Annotated in this window: 12 protein-coding genes and 1 pseudogene; 11 read left to right on the forward strand and 2 right to left on the reverse strand. The window is 54.9% G+C overall.

From position 1 onward, the window contains the following. Positions 1 to 429 precede the first annotated feature (429 nt). The 5 genes and pseudogenes from CJ187_RS09015 to cysS all read left to right on the forward strand — a co-directional run bounded on the left by CJ187_RS09015 (position 430) and on the right by cysS (position 5602). Positions 430 to 1311: an ABC transporter ATP-binding protein gene (locus CJ187_RS09015; RefSeq protein WP_102216385.1), complete on the forward strand. Its 882-nt coding sequence runs from the start codon at positions 430 to 432 to the stop codon at positions 1309 to 1311. After that, positions 1308 to 2057, forward strand: coding sequence for an ABC transporter permease (locus tag CJ187_RS09020; RefSeq protein ID WP_146003080.1), 750 nt, complete (start codon positions 1308 to 1310; stop codon positions 2055 to 2057). Before CJ187_RS09015 ends, CJ187_RS09020 begins: the two co-directional genes overlap by 4 nt. Further along, complete coding sequence (locus CJ187_RS09025) at positions 2057 to 3559, forward strand: YcaO-like family protein (RefSeq protein WP_102216383.1); 1503 nt, start codon at positions 2057 to 2059, stop codon at positions 3557 to 3559. The genes CJ187_RS09020 and CJ187_RS09025 overlap by 1 nt, the downstream gene beginning before the upstream one ends. Positions 3560 to 3569: 10 nt before the next feature. After that, positions 3570 to 4040, forward strand: a complete 471-nt coding sequence (locus CJ187_RS09030) for a hypothetical protein (protein WP_102216382.1) — start codon at positions 3570 to 3572, stop codon at positions 4038 to 4040. Positions 4041 to 4154: 114 nt separating this feature from the next. Then, positions 4155 to 5602: pseudogene (gene cysS, locus CJ187_RS09035) on the forward strand (cysteine--tRNA ligase). On the opposite strand, the gene CJ187_RS09040 reads toward cysS, so the two are convergent. Then, complete coding sequence (locus CJ187_RS09040; protein ID WP_199171059.1) at positions 5594 to 5956, reverse strand: hypothetical protein; 363 nt, start codon at positions 5954 to 5956, stop codon at positions 5594 to 5596. The pseudogene cysS and the gene CJ187_RS09040 sit on opposite strands and share 9 nt — an antisense overlap. A gap of 513 nt (positions 5957 to 6469) precedes the next feature. On the opposite strand from CJ187_RS09040, the gene CJ187_RS09045 reads away from it, so the two are divergent. Together CJ187_RS09045 and CJ187_RS09050 are read left to right on the forward strand one after the other, a co-directional pair. Continuing rightward, positions 6470 to 6616: a hypothetical protein gene (locus CJ187_RS09045; RefSeq protein WP_158237721.1), complete on the forward strand. Its 147-nt coding sequence runs from the start codon at positions 6470 to 6472 to the stop codon at positions 6614 to 6616. Positions 6617 to 6635: 19 nt separating this feature from the next. Beyond that, positions 6636 to 6857, forward strand: coding sequence for a hypothetical protein (locus CJ187_RS09050; RefSeq protein ID WP_102216380.1), 222 nt, complete (start codon positions 6636 to 6638; stop codon positions 6855 to 6857). A 78-nt stretch (positions 6858 to 6935) separates the two neighbouring features. Here CJ187_RS09050 and fumC read toward each other — a convergent pair whose 3' ends face one another. Then, entirely contained in the window at positions 6936 to 8345 is a 1410-nt protein-coding gene (gene fumC / locus CJ187_RS09055; RefSeq protein WP_102216379.1) for a class II fumarate hydratase, read from the reverse strand. A 311-nt stretch (positions 8346 to 8656) separates the two neighbouring features. Between fumC and rlmB the strand changes: the two genes are divergently transcribed. The 4 genes from rlmB to CJ187_RS09075 all read left to right on the forward strand — a co-directional run bounded on the left by rlmB (position 8657) and on the right by CJ187_RS09075 (position 15449). Beyond that, positions 8657 to 9640: a 23S rRNA (guanosine(2251)-2'-O)-methyltransferase RlmB gene (gene rlmB / locus CJ187_RS09060; protein WP_102216378.1), complete on the forward strand. Its 984-nt coding sequence runs from the start codon at positions 8657 to 8659 to the stop codon at positions 9638 to 9640. 274 nt (positions 9641 to 9914) lie between these two features. Beyond that, on the forward strand, positions 9915 to 11402 hold the full coding sequence (gene putP / locus CJ187_RS09065; protein WP_102216377.1) for a sodium/proline symporter PutP: 1488 nt from the start codon (positions 9915 to 9917) through the stop codon (positions 11400 to 11402). A gap of 74 nt (positions 11403 to 11476) precedes the next feature. Continuing rightward, a complete protein-coding gene (locus CJ187_RS09070; protein ID WP_146003079.1) occupies positions 11477 to 11674 on the forward strand; it encodes a hypothetical protein in 198 nt (65 codons plus the stop codon). 166 nt (positions 11675 to 11840) lie between these two features. Continuing rightward, positions 11841 to 15449, forward strand: coding sequence for a proline dehydrogenase family protein (locus CJ187_RS09075; RefSeq protein ID WP_102216376.1), 3609 nt, complete (start codon positions 11841 to 11843; stop codon positions 15447 to 15449). Positions 15450 to 15604: the final 155 nt, after the last annotated feature.

Genomic DNA, 15604 nt, shown 5'->3' on the forward strand with positions numbered 1-15604 from the left:
GGTGGAATCGTCCTCTTGTCCCACTGCTTGCCTCGGTACGATACAGTGCGGACCTTACTGCACTGATGACTGCGCAGGGTATGACTGAACTGTCTAGCGTCATGCCGCACCACTCACGCATCATGGCGCTACGTCATCCAGGCGCCTTAGCTATGGGACGTCGAGAGGCTATGCGGTATCTCGGTTTGCGTGCCTTGTCGGCGTCGGAGCGCTCGCAACTGAGGGATGGTTGGCAGTTTCTTCATGACATTCTCGCGGCATACGCCTCTGGTGGTGGCCGGCTTTTACTTGGGTCAGGCGCACCTGGACTAGGGTTACATCCACATTTCGCCATTGTTGAGGAAGTGAGGATTTGGCGAAACGCGGGGGTCCCAGAAGACATCTGCAGGGCAGCTCATTTGTCTTTCCTATCCTCACGCTCGGAGGATCATGTTAGTTCTTAAGACCGCTGATGTTACGAAAACCTACGGGGCAGTGCGCGCCGTCGACCGGGTAAACATAGACGTCCGCGCTGGGGAGATTGTTACATTACTGGGACATAACGGATCAGGTAAGACCACACTATTGGAGTGTGTAGAAGGCTTGCGGCGTCCAGACTCTGGTTGCATAGAAGTTCTTGGACACGAGCAAACATACCCCGCGCGCATACCTGACGGGCTTGGTGTGCAACTGCAAGAAGAACAGCTGCCTAGCCGGATCAAGGTGCGGGAAGCATTATGGTTGTACTCCCATATATATGCGGTATCTAGCCCACCACAAGATCTAGTTGAAGCGATGGACATCGCTACGCTGCTTGACAAACGGTTCGATACGCTTAGCGGCGGGCAGAAACGGCGGGTCAATCTATGCCTCGCATTTATCGGGCAGCCCAAACTAGTGTTGCTTGATGAACCTACTTCTGGTCTCGATCCCGAATCTCGTAGAGCCTTGGTGCAGGTCCTGCGTCGGCGTCGCAATGAAGGACTTGCAGTGCTCATGACATTACACGACGTTGACCATGCTGCTGAACTTGCGGATCGCGTTATTGTGATGGCGCACGGTCAAGTGGCTGCTACGGGAACAGTGGATGAACTAATAGGCCGACTAAATGCAGCTGCTTGCGCGGTACTTCCGGCAGGCGTTGATACTGTCGCGTGGCAGCAAGTCGGGGAACTTCGACGTGGTCCGGACGACACGTGGTTGGTATTCGGAGACCGCAATACTCTTCAACGGGCTATTTCTACACTTCCAGGCGGTGACGCCGTCTTACTCAGACCCGTCGGATTAGGTGACGTCGTGACTCGGGTAGCGCAGCAGGAGGAAGCTAAGTGAGAAATCTACGTTCCACATATGCGATGACAGTGGTGGAAACTCGGTTGTTTCTGCGCGAACCCTTTGCATTGTTCTTCTCCATAGCATTCCCGCTGATACTACTGCTCTTCGTAGGATCCATTGGGGGAACAACCCCGGTTCCTGGTGGTGGGAGGTTCATCGATAGTTACATGGCAGTAATGGTGGGGGTAACCGCCGCAAATGTCGGCCTTATGGGCATGTCAATTCACATTGCAGAGAACCGTGGGCAGGGTGTGCTGAAGCGATATCGGCTTTCACCGCTACCTGCCTGGGGGTATTTTGCAGCCCAGTTCTTCACTGCTCTAATTGTTCTGACACTTTCAATTCTTGCCCTGGCTATCATAACTTTCGCGATCTACGGCCCACCGCAGCATGCGAACTGGCTCGCGTTTATCGCTGTAAGCTTGCTATCTCTGTACGTAACAATGAGCTACGGAATATTCTTGGGTGGTCTACCATTACCGGTACGTAGCGTACAGGTAATTTCTGCAGCCGTTTTCTTCCTCGCTTTCTTCGCGAGCGGAGCTGCCCTACCCAGAGATTCGTTCCCCGACTGGCTGCACCGAGTTTCAGACTTCAATCCCCTAACTATTCTCAACGAATCCCTTATGAACTCGTACATTAACCATCCGATCGACTGGCTAGCATTGGGAATCCTGGTCGCGTCGACCGTCATCGTAAATCTGATCTGTTTTCGAGTATTTGACTGGGAAGGAAATCACTGATGACCGCTACCTATCTTCCACCTACGATCACAAGCTCTCCTACCAGTGATGGGCTCACTTCATGGTCGTTCAACAATCGGCGTCCCATCATAAAACCTCGTCTGGAGCACGCTGAGGCAGTAGCTTTAGACGAGGTTGAACAACTCTACAGTCCCAGCGGTTTCGTGCGACTGCTTACGACATATTTTCGGCCTGCACCGGGCGCTGGTCTTCATGTAGGGCACGGGCAGTACTTCGATTTCGACCACGTCACGAGCCGACTTCTCGGCGTGGCTGGCCTAAATTCCTCCTACGCCACCCAAGTCTATGGTGGTGGGAAAGGGTTAGACCTACACGAAACATATGTGTCGAGCATGGGAGAGGGGATCGAACGGGTCTTAGGTTCGTTTGCTTTTCTATCCTGGGCGGACCGCCTGCAAACAGGTTCAAGGCGGGCGATGGAAGACCGTGGGAACCGTTGTCTAGGACCGGAAGACCTTCCTATTTTTTCAGACGCGCAGCACGCTGACCCTCACTTTGCCTTCGATAGGTGGGACGATAACACCGAAATGGGATGGATCCCAGGTACTCGCCTTTATTCGGGAGAAACCTGTTGGGTTCCCGCGCAACTTGTTCTGTTCATATATTACCGTCCAGAAGACGAACCACTCATAGGTCTTGCCCCTTCGGGCGGGCTTGCTAGTCACATCACGACTGATCAAGCTGTATATCATGCGCTCGATGAGCTGATTGAACGAGATGCTGTAAACCTTCGTTGGCATGGACGCGTGCCTCTAGACAAAATTGTCATGGATGTTGAGCCGCGGAACCCTCGTATTCGACGTGCGCTCGCTCAACTTGAGCGAGGTATCGGCAAACCCGATTTTTATCTGCAAAACCTGGATTTTTTCGAGTTTCCCGTGGTGACAGCAATAGAATTCGATAACTGGTTGCCTGAGTTGCGATATAACGCCGGTGGCGGCGTGGGGGCTAGCCCCGATGATGCTATGAGGTCGGCACTCGGGGAGTACTGTCAGTCAGAACGATCACTGCGAATCTGCCAGCTGGCAGACAACTGGCAGTTCGAAAGCGCCTTCCAACGTCTCTTTGGTATACATGCCGACGCTGAGCCATATGAGTTCACACGCTTTGTACAAGCAATTACCTATTACGGTTATCCACGAAATCAGGAAAAGGCCGATTGGTATTTTAACGGTGGGGGCGAGGTGAAGCTTAGCGAACTATATGACCGGTGTGATGAGGCCGATCCGGATCCGCATCGTAGAATCCACACAGCTATGCAGGTTCGAGGAATTGATCCGATTATGTTTGACTTCACTCCGTCGGACTTTAGCCACACAAAAATCTGGAAAGCATTTATTCCCGAGCTTTCGCAACCGTATCCTCCACAATCACCAGCTTTGGGTCATCCAAGGTACCTTACATGCCCAGTAGATGCTGGATATCGCCAGACCCCACTCGATCAGGCGGATCTTCTCGCCAGCCCATTGCCCTACCCGTAAGGAGAATCCCATGACTAATGTAACTACGAACCATAATTCAGAACTCCCAGCTGGACTAGTTGTTCCGGCGGCGCTAACGGTAACAACGGTGGCTGCGAGTTCCTTGCGCGCAGGTACCCTCATTGGGTTGGGTCCGCATCTGTGGATAGAAAGAGGACTCACGTGGCCCTTTATGGTGCTGCTAATGCACATCTTCGGCGCGCTTTTTACCGTTGCCGCGGCTGTTGTACATTCCCGCACGGGACTGCTTATAGCAGTGTTGTACACCGGGTACTCGACAGTCATGCTGGGGCTCGACGCACCGACGTCACTGTTGCAAATTTTAGTTTGGACAGTTGGGGGCCTCACATTGCTCCTCGTGCTTAGCTCCGCTATCTGTGTCAAGGATCCAAATCAGCATGCTCAATTGTCTCGAAACCTACTAGTAGGTGCTGTGCTGCTCGTCATCGGCGTCGCACTCACGGTCCTATTGCACCATTAGACTTCCAATTTTAGATGTTGAGGAGAATCAACCTTACTCTTTGTGTTTTGGCCGAACAATGTATTTGAAGGCGGCAACTGCAAACTCGTGTGGAAAGCATATATCCTAGGGGGCGTGACTATATCGCTATATGACACGAAAACCCGCCGTCTGCAAGAGCTGCACCCGATTCGTGAAGGTGAGCTTAGCATTTACCTGTGTGGCGCCACGGTGCAGGGGAGTCCGCATATTGGCCACTTGCGTTCCGCAGTAGCGTTCGACACGTTAATCCGGTGGGCCCGTCGTTGCGGCATGAAGGTCACGTACGTTCGTAACATAACGGATATCGACGACAAGATTCTGGCGAAGTCCGCTGAAGCTGGGGTACCTTGGTGGGCTTGGGCTTCTAAGTTCGAACGCGAGTTCGCTCGCGCTTATGACGCTTTGGGTCTGCTCCCCCCACTTTTGAACCGCGAGCCACCGCCCACATTCCGCAGCAAATAGAACTTGCCCAGCGCCTCATTGATAGGGGACATGCGTACGAAGATGGGCGTGGGAACGTGTATTTCGATGTGCGTTCCCTGGGGGATTATGGTTCGCTCACCCACCAGCGTCTTGAGGATCTGCGTTCGACTGAGGATGAATCCCAGCTCGACGCGGGGGTGGAAGCGGGGAAGCGGGACCCCCGTGATTTCGCGCTGTGGAAAGCCCGGAAAGAAACGGAGCCGCAGACCGCGTCTTGGGAATCACCGTGGGGTTGGGGCAGGCCCGGTTGGCACTTGGAATGCTCCGCAATGTCGCGGCGGTACCTTGGTGATGAGTTCGATATTCACGGTGGTGGAATCGATTTACGGTTCCCGCACCACGAGAATGAGCAAGCCCAGTCGCATGGCGCGGGTTACCCGTTCGCACGTCTTTGGGTGCATAACGCGTGGGTGACTATGAAGGGCGAGAAGATGAGTAAGTCCCTCGGCAACTCCCTGGTGGTTAAAGATATTTTGCGTGAGGTTCCTGCACCTGTTTTACGGTTTGCGCTCGGTACGGTGCATCACCGTTCAACCGTGGAGTATTCGCAGGACACGTTGGATGCTGCTGCGCAGGCGTGGGATAGGCTTGTTGGTTTCGCCACGCGGGCCTCGGAGGCTGTTGGTGCGGCAACAGACGAGCAAGTTGAGCAGCATCCTGTCCCTCAGGAGTTCGCGCAGGCGCTGAATGACGACCTCAATGTGGCAGGTGGAATGGCGGTCGTTTGGGACCGTTTGAAAGCGGGCAACCAGGCTTTGACGCAAAGTGGTGAAGCGGCTGCGGAAACGGTGCAGCAGGCCCTCTTGGATGTGCGCGCCATGATGAGCGTGCTGGGGCTTGACCCGTTGTCGAAGCAGTGGGTATCAGCGGAAAATAGTGGCGCAGATTCACGTGATGAACGTGCGTTAGACATCTTGGTTACCCACTTGGTTGAAGAACGCGCACGGGCTCGAGCCAAGAAAGACTGGGCAAGTGCTGACGCGATTCGCGATCAGTTATCACATGCGGGAATCGTGGTTGAAGATGGGGCTCAAGGCGTGCACTGGCACCTAGCCTAGGTCTGTGGCTTGTTCCGTGTTCGTAGCCGGTTTTTGTGTTTCGTGAGGTACTGGGTTTTCGATTACGTGAAAGGCTGGTTCCTCGTACGGGTGAGCTCTGCGTAACGCTTCGATTACTCGTGTCCGTATTTTTCGGTTAAAGGTTAGTTCAACCCGGTTTTCTTCCACGCGTTCCAACCGATCTAAGTACCCCACTGTTGGGTGTGCGCCCCGTAGTGGGCGGAACTGGCCGGTGCCGGCGGTGATGAAGGCGCATTCACTATAGTCACCCACGCTTCCCGCTCCGGCGTCGAACAGGGTACGCAGAACCTCATGCGTGTTTTCTTTGGGAACGTAAAAAACTAAAACATCCAAAAACACCCTAAATACCCCCGTTAAAGTTGGCTAGCTTGTCCAAATTGTAGGAAATGTTGGCTCGAGAAAACGGTGTTTTAAGGGTGGGGAAGGCGTTTTGGCACCGAATGACGTGGATCTATTGCGGGTGAAAATCGATGTTGATATGTTGGTAATCACATTTCGCTAAAACGCGAGTGACTGCTGGCGTTACAGAGCAAAGTGGCTAGAACGTTTTTAAGCTCCATAGGGAACCCGAAGTAAGGGTCTTATTGCAGTATTCATACTCGAATAAAAACCGGGTGAAAACACTCAAAATATGTAAGTCGCAAAATAATTTCAAGGAAGAATCATGAAAACCAAAGGAAGCGTTTTTTAACAGTCACTGCTGCACTTTTGAGTGCTGCAGTGTCACTGACGGTAGGAGGTGTGGCGTCATCTGCGTCAACCACAAATCTGTCCCAAGCCGACAATGCGTAGATTGCGGTGCCGGGGGCGCAGTATTGGAAGTGGATTAAAGCAGCTGGGGGAGTTATGACCGTTGCTGAGGCGATAAATGACTATTTGAAATCAGAAGCGGAAGACGTGTTTATAAAAGTTGTTGGTAAAGAACTGGGTGAGTTTTTAAAGAAGGTGTTCGCGGTTGAGGATGTATATGAGAGCTGTTTCAAAGAGGAATGATTACGAGGAATGGTGAACCATGGGGAAGAAAATAGGTATCGTTATTGCTTGCGGTGCGTTCGGCGGTTTGACTTATGCCATTGAAGCTGGTCTCGGAATTGATCTCCATCCCACGACATCAAATGGTCTTCTGGATGACCATTTCTCGTTAACGGGATTCGCCATCTGGGTGGGGGTTGGTTTAGCGGTTGGAATTGTGGGGATCATAATCAAGGAGTTCAAAAATCGTAAGGATCACTAACTAAATTATAGGTACCCCCGTGGAAGGTGAACTGTTTGATCAGTGAAGATCCACGGGGGTACGTAAATGGTTTACGCGTTAGTCAGCCGCCGATGGGTGGGTCATGTCCGCCGGCACAACCCACTTGTCAAACTCCTCATCAGTCAAGAACCCAAGCTCTAACGCAGACTCACGCAGAGAAATTCCTTTCTTATGCGCGTTCTTTGCGATCTGCGACGCTTTATCGTAACCAATGTGGCGGTTAAGTGCGGTCACCTGCATCAGGTTGATCTCCAGGTTATGGTCAATCTTCTGCCGGTTAGGTTCAATCCCAACAGCGCAATGATCGTTAAACGACACGCACGTGTCCGCAAGTAGCTCAATAGACTCAAGTACCGCCCATGCCATAACTGGCTTAAACACGTTCAACTGGAAGTTACCTTGTGAACCCGCGAACCCTACGGTCGCGTCGTTACCGAAAACTTTCGCCGCTACCATGGTCATCGCTTCACATTGAGTGGGGTTCACTTTGCCCGGCATAATAGAAGAACCCGGCTCGTTCTCTGGAATATTCAGCTCGCCAAAACCATTCCGAGGCCCCGACGCGTACCAGCGCACATCATTCGCGATCTTCATCAGAGCATCCGCCATAACACGCAGTGCCCCAGACAAGTGGACTAGTGCATCGTGAGCTGACAGAGAAGCAAACAAATTATCAGCCTGCTTAAACTCAATCCCCGTTTCCGCAGATATCTTCTTCGCACACAACGCACCGAAATCCGGGTGAGCGTTCAGCCCAGTACCTACCGCGGTACCACCGATTGCAAGCTCGCGGACCCCTTCCTCAGCATCTTTAACGCACTTAATCGCAAAGTCGATCTGCGCGACCCAACCAGAAATAACCTGACCCAATGTAATAGGTGTCGCGTCCTGCAGGTGAGTGCGACCAACCATCACCACATCCGCATACTCCTCTGATTTCTTCGCCAACGTGTCCCGCAGTTTCTGCACTGAACCGTAGAAATGACGGTTAAGCTCTGACACAACCGCAATATGCATCGCAGTGGGGAACGTGTCGTTTGAAGACTGTCCGCGGTTAACATGGTCATTCGGGTGAACGGGCGACTTAGTTCCCATCTGCCCACCAGCAAGTTCAATAGCACGGTTAGAAATGACCTCATTCGAGTTCATATTAGACTGCGTACCGGAACCCGTCTGGAATACGACCAGTGGGAAATCTGCGTCGAGCTTACCTTCAATAACTTCATCAGCAGCCTGCGCAATCAGGTCCGCCACATCTTGTGGCAGTTCACCCAACTGTGCGTTCGCAAGTGCCGCGCTTTTCTTAAGTACCCCCAGCGCGCGGATCATGGGGCGGTTCCACACGAAAGTGGACCGTCCAATGTCGAAGTTATGCAAACTACGTTCCGTTTGCGCACCCCAGTGGTGTTCAGCCGGAACCTCGATCTTGCCCATAGAATCGGACTCAGTGCGAGTAGTCACAATCAGCTCCTAAGAAATTGTGTTTAATACCATTTCCAAGGTTAGCCCAGGCGCAGCAGCCAATGCGGGTAAAAAGTCTGATACCAGGTACCCTCAAGCACTTTCACTCACCTCGTTATCGGCAGCACAGTAATGACCGTCACGGTACGGGCCAGTGTAAACCCAGATCTTACGGGTTAAAGTTCCGCATGGTGAACTCGCAACTGAGGTGCCGGTAAACTGTGAACCAGTGTTGATTAGCGCGGGGGTACTTACGTGGTTTGGCCCGTACGCCCGTGGCAAACGGTGTGGCGGATGCGCTACCGGAAAGGGAAGTCATGGCAGCAAAAGGAGCGCGTAAAGGCGCTGGGGGGAAGGGCTCAAACAGGCGTGCGAGGAAAGGAACGGGAGGCCATTCCCGCCGCGGCCTGCGAGGTAAGGGGCCTACACCAAAAGCGGAAGACCGCGTGTACCACCCCGCGCACCAGCGCAAACTCCAGCGGGAACAAGAAGAAGCGAAACAGGCTCAGCGGGAAGCTTACCGCAACCGCACGTCCATTAAGATCACGCCGGGAAATGAACTTATAGTTGGGCGCAACCCGGTTTTTGAGGCCGTGGATGCAGGTATTGGGATTACCCGCGTATTCGTAGCATCCGGGATGAACGATGAGCGGGTCATGTCCGTGGTTCGAGCCGCCACCGCGCAGGGAGCTCCCGTTGTCGAGGTGACGAAACGGGACCTCGAGAACGCGTCTGGCCAGCCAGCCCACCAGGGAGTGGGAGTTGAAGCTGAGGAATACAGTTACTGCACTGCGCAAGACCTACTGGATCGGGCGGATCGAAAGGGGGTACCTGCGTTAATTATGGCTCTGGACCAGGTGACGGATCCGCACAACCTCGGGGCAGTGCTACGCTCCGGTGGGGCGTTCGGAGCGACGGGGGTACTTACGACCGTGCGGCGATCCGCAGCAGTCAACGCCACCGTGTGGAAAGTGTCAGCCGGCGCGGTCGCACGCGTCCCCGTGGCACGTGAAACAAATCTAGTGAATGCTCTAAAAGAACTGAAAACCGCCGGCTGCTTTGTGGTTGGGCTCGATGGGAACGCGGACCTACCGATTGGTGAGCTGGATCTGGCAACCCAGCCGCTGGTGCTAGTAACGGGTGCGGAAGGGCGCGGCCTATCCCGCCTGGTGCGCGAAACCTGCGACCAAATCGTATCCATTCCTATCGCGTCCGCAGTCGAATCCCTCAACGCAGCCGTAGCTACAGGGATCACCCTGTACGAGGTAGCTCGCAAACGCCGCACAGCCCAAACAGCGTAGGTACCCTCAACGGAAAACAGCTGCAAGTACCTCAGGAGAATCCCTAGTACCTAAGGGGAAAACAGCCTTAAGTACCCCCGGAGGGCAGAACGGGACCAAGAAAGGCAGAACAGGTCTTCGGAGGAAAATAGGGTCGGAGGGTAATGGAAACCCGGGTGCGGGAAATAACAAGTGCGTAACAATGTTCGACCTTAAGTATGTTGACGTCAAGATTCTGGTACGTTGAACTAACCGAGCAACGATGCCTAAAGATAGAGAATTGCAAGGAGGCGCTGTGAATATCAGCAACTACCAAGCCATAGCGATGATCATTTATTTCGTTGTCATGATCATGCTGGGCTTGTTTGCATACAACCGGACAAATGATCTTGACGACTACATGCTGGGTGGACGTACCTTAAACCCGTTCGTAGCGGCGCTCTCAGCCGGGGCGTCAGATATGTCCGGCTGGCTCCTAATGGGACTACCTGGCGCAATCTACTTAAACGGATTCATTGACGCCTGGATGGCAGTGGGCCTAACGGTGGGGACTTGGCTGAACTGGAAGTTCGTGGCCCCACGGCTGCGTGCCTACACGGAAGTTTCTTCCAACTCGATCACAGTGCCCTCCTTCTTGCACTCGCGCCTGCGCGATAAGTCGAATATTATCCGCGTGGTCTCGGGCGTAATCATCATGGTCTTCTTCACGTTCTACGTGTCGAGCGGCATGGTTGCTGGCGGAACATTCTTCGAAGCATCTTTCGGCATGAACTACCACGTCGGCATGATCATAGTGTCCGCCATCGTAGTTCTCTACACGCTGATCGGTGGGTTCCTCGCAGTGTCGTGGACGGACGTAGTGCAGGGCCTGATGATGGTTACCGCACTGGTCGCGATTCCCGTGGTTGCACTCTGGCACCTCGGTGGTTTCTCTGAAATGTTCAGCGCTGTGCAACAACTCGACCCCACGATGCTGCGTTTCACTGGCGATGGCAGCCGCGCCGCCGTCATCACCATTATTGGTGGTATCGCCTGGGGGCTGGGGTACTTCGGGCAGCCGCACATTATCGTGAGGTTCATGGCGCTGCGCAGTGCTCGCGAAGCTAAAAGCGCCCGCCGCGTGGGCATAACCTGGTTGTTACTGGCGTTCTTAGGGGCCACGTTCACCGCCCTTTGTGGTGCTGCAATCTACCAGCACGACACCGGTAAACTCCCGAACGCAGAAGGTATTTTCATCACCATGGGGCAACTGCTGTTCCACCCCCTGATCGCTGGTTTCATGCTCGCAGCTATTCTGGCGGCAATCATGTCGACGATTTCTGCGCAGCTGCTGGTGACGTCCTCCGCCATCGTTGAGGACCTGTACAAGGCGTTTACCAAACGGAAACTCTCGAGTAACGACGGGGTACTACTCGGCCGAATCGCGGTTGCTGGGGTTTCCATCTTGGCGGCATTGCTCGCATGGCCCAGGTCAGACACGATTTTGGGGCTGGTCGCGTTCGCGTGGGCCGGTTTCGGTTCTTCGTTCGGCCCCACCATCATCCTGTCACTGTACTGGAGGCGATTCACCGCTAAAGGCGCCATTGCCGGCATGGTCACGGGTGCCATCATCGTAGGCGTGTGGGGTAATATTTCCGGCGGCATCTTCGATGTTTATGAGATCGTCCCCGGCTTCCTCGGCAACCTACTGGTAGCTTGGGCAGTTTCGAAGGCCACTTACAAACCGAACGAGCAGATCGACAAGGAGTTTGACGAGCACCTCGAAGCTCTCGACGCCAGCTAACCATTCTGTGCGTAGCGCACACTACGTAAGCACACACTAAGTTGTGGGCGAAGTATTTTACTTTCGCGGTTACTGTGCAGCTACAGTTTTTCGTTCGCGTCCCTCAGGAATTATTTCTTGAGGGACTGGCCGCGAACGGGGCCGTAAACACGCACGTCTATGCGGCGGGGGTACCTGTTGTTTCCCGGGCTTGGGCTTACCGGTTCCCAGGAGTAGACCGGCTGGCGCCCGCGGGGGCCTTACCGGTTCCCGGGCTGGTACCTGCTGGTTGACTTCAAAAATGAGTGAGCTATTGTGCCTTAGGTTTGTTGAGTAAAGCTGGGACTTAGGGCACTAAAAACGCGTGTAGGCAGTACACTGAGAGATATCTGAGCGACCGGGAAAGCAACAAATTGGCAATCCTAGTGCAACACACATATGAAATTAAGAAGGGGAGTTATGACTGAAGTAGGCGAAATGCGGCAAATAGCGGATCGCGCCCTCACCAGAGCCCAGCGTTGGGCTGACGAATCCACCAAATACCCGGTTGATAAAGCAGCGAAGCTTCTGGCCGATGTGCTTGAAGACCCAGAGGGCCTGGATTACACAGTGCAGTTCGTCGACGGTGTTGTTCGCCCAGAAGACCAAGAGGTCGCGGCGCAACACATGGCGGAAATCGGTGCGAAAAACCCTGATTTTCTGCCGTGGTACCTAAGTACCCCAGCTCTCGTTGGTGGACTGGCAGGCAAGGTCTTACCTGAAGCTGTTGTCCCGGCAGCACGCAAAGTGTTCGCGCACCTGGTTGGTGACCTGGTTGTAGACGTCAGCGAAGGCAAACTCGGGCCAGCCATTAAACGCCTCAAGCAAGAGGGATCACGCCTCAACATGAACCTGCTTGGCGAAGCGGTACTGGGCGATAAGGAAGCGCAGAAACGCCTGCGGGACACGCGTGAACTTCTTGAGCGCGACGACGTGGACTACGTGTCCCTCAAAGTTTCCGCGGTTACCGGCCCACATAACCCCTGGGGCTACGACCAGGTGGTGGAACACGCAACTAAGCAGCTTCTCCCGCTGTACCAGTACGCAGCTAAGGCGCCAGGTCGCAAGTTCATTAACTTGGACATGGAAGAATACCGCGACCTACACCTCACGATCGACGTGTTTAAGAAGATTTTAGGGCGTGAGGAACTTCTGGGGCTCGAAGCGGGAATCGTGCTGCAAGCGTATATTCCCGACACCCTCAACGCTATGAAAGACCTGCAGAAGTGGGCGGCGGATCGGCGGGCCCGCGGAGGAGCGCCCATCAAAGTCCGGGTGGTGAAAGGCGCGAACCTAGCGATGGAACGCGTGGACGCGAAGATGATGAACTGGCCGCTCACCACGTGGGAATCCAAGCAGGCAACGGACGCGAACTACCTGCGGATCCTCAACTGGGCGATGACGCCTGAACGCACTCGCAACGTGCATCTTGGGGTGGCTGGCCACAACCTATTCACCATCGCGGCCGCGTGGGAACTGGCGAACGCCCGCGGGGTTACAGACAACGTGGAAGTAGAGATGCTGTCTGGGATGGCGACCCAGCAGGCGTCCGCGGTGCGGGAAGACGTGGGGAACCTACTGCTGTACGTGCCGGTGGTGCGGCCCGAAGAGTACGACGTGGCGATCTCCTACCTGGTGCGCAGGTTGGAAGAGAACTCGGCGGACGACAACTTCATGGCATCCATTTTCGACATTGGCACCTCAGCCGCAGCGTTCGAAAAAGAGAAGCAACGCTTCTTAGCTGCCGTGGAACAGATGGAACGTGAAGGTACCTCCCGGGTTGGTGCAAACCGGCACCAGAACCGGCTGATGGAAAACGCGGAACAAGTTTCGAAACCCGTGAAAACCCCATCGGGAGACTGGACGTTCGAAAACACGCCAGACTCTGACCCATCCCTACCTGCGAACCTGCAGTGGGCACGCGAGATCGCTTCGAAAGTACCCTCTTCCAAACTGGGGGAGGACACGATTGAAAAAGCACTCGTTAAGACCTCTAAAGAACTCGATGACAAACTGGCACGCGCCTACCAGGCATCGAAAGCTTGGGCGGCCCGGCCGGCACGTGAACGCGCTGACATTTTGCACCGTGCGGGTGTGGAACTGGGGTTGCGTCGCGGTGAACTGATTGAGGTCGCGGGTTCTGAACTTGGTAAATCACTACAGCAAGCGGACGTGGAAGTGTCGGAAGCAATCGACTTCGCCCACTACTACGCCCAGCAGTCCCTGGAGTTAGAGAAACTGCAGGGCGCGCGGTTCAGCCCCGTGCCGATAACAGTGGTCACTCCGCCGTGGAACTTCCCGCTTGCAATTCCCTTTGGAGGCACGGCCGCTGCGCTGGCCGCAGGTTCAACCGTGGTGCTGAAACCCGCGCGGATCGCAAAACGTTGTGGTGCACTACTTGCAGAATGCTTGTGGAAAGCTGGGGTGCCCAAGGACGTGCTGACACTTGTGGAGCTGTCGGAGCGCGACCTTGGAAAACAACTCGTCACAGACGAACGCGTTGGCCGCGTAGTGCTAACGGGTGGTTCCGAAACCGCGCAGAAGTTCCGCAGCTGGGACCCGACCATGCGGATCATGGCGGAAACCTCAGGTAAGAACGCGATCATCATTACCCCATCAGCGGACCTCGACCTGGCGGTGAAAGACGTGGTCGCATCCGCGTTCGGACACGCCGGGCAGAAGTGCTCCGCATGCTCGTACGTGATCTTGGTGGGATCCACCGGGTTCTCTAAGCGAGTGCACGACCAGCTCATAGATGCGGTTGAATCACTGCACATTGGGTGGGGCAACGATCTTGCTGCCGAAATGGGGCCGCTGTCGGACGAGCCTGGAGAGAAACTGATGCGCGGGCTAACTCAGCTGGAACCCGGGCAGCGGTGGGAACTGCAACCCCGCCGGCTCGACAACACGAACCGCCTGTGGAGCCCAGGGCTGCGTTCCGGAGTTGAAGTGGGGTCCGAGTACCACATGGTTGAGTACTTTGGCCCGGTGTTGGGAGTTATGCGGGTCGACACGCTTGAGGAAGCAATCGACGCTCAGAACATGACTGACTACGGGTTGACCGCCGGGTTGCATTCGCTGGATGCAGACGAGATCAACTACTGGTTAGATAACGTCCAAGCTGGGAACGTGTACGTGAACCGCGGTATCACGGGCGCGATCGTGCGTCGGCAACCATTCGGTGGGTGGAAACGCAGTGTGGTTGGTGAAGGCACGAAAGCGGGTGGGCCGAACTACCTGTTCGGTTTCGGATCTTTCGAACCCGTGCCCGTCGCAACCGCGAAAGAACGCGAACATTCACCGTTCCCACCAGCGGTTAAACACGATGCGCACGTGCGTAAACCAGCGTTGCGCTCCCTGTTGAACGCGGCGGAACCAATCTTGTCGGACCGCGATTACGAAACACTCGTTAAAGCCATCGAGTCGGACCAACACGCCGCAGACACCGAGTTCGATGCCCAGCACGACCCCTCACAGGTAGAAGTGGAACGCAACATTTTGCGTTACATTCCCACACCAGTGACGGTCCGGTTGGGTGCGGACGCCTCGCAGTACGAAGTGTTCCGCATTCTGTCTGCGTCCCTATCCGCGGGGCACATTGTGGATCCGAAGCGGATTGTTGGTGAGGTTTCTGTCGATTACGCCGGCGAACCCGTACGAGTGTTCGCCGGAGGAGGCGTGGCCCCTATAGGGCTTGAGGTATCGTCTGCGCGGGCGCTCCCTCAAGAAGTGCAAACCCTGCTGGCGGACTACGGGATTGAATACAAAGTGGAAGCAGAAACTGCGTTCCACGCGCGCATGTCGCATAAATCCTACGCGCTTGACGAACGTGTACGAGTGGTGGGTGAGGACGGCGACGCGCTGCGTAAAGCAGTGAACGGGGCCATTGACGTGGCGGTTTACGACGAGCCGGTCACGAGCTGTGGGCGCATTGAAATCCTCCCGTTCGTCCACGAACAGGCCGTGTCGATTACGAACCACCGGTTCGGTAACCGCACCCCACTCACCGACGAGGTGATGGCGGACTAACGCCAGGTAGGTTCACTGTGCAGTAAGTGCCTGAAATATAGCAAGCGTTTTTAACGCTCTGTGCGGGGCTGGATCTGCGGGACTCCCATGGGAGTGCCTGTAGATGCCGGCCCCGCATTTGTTTTCGGGTAAACTCTTGGAGGTAGAACCGAAGT

The sequence above is a fragment of the Gleimia hominis genome, from assembly GCF_002871945.2.
In the GTDB taxonomy this organism is placed as follows: Bacteria; Actinomycetota; Actinomycetes; order Actinomycetales; family Actinomycetaceae; genus Gleimia; species Gleimia hominis_A.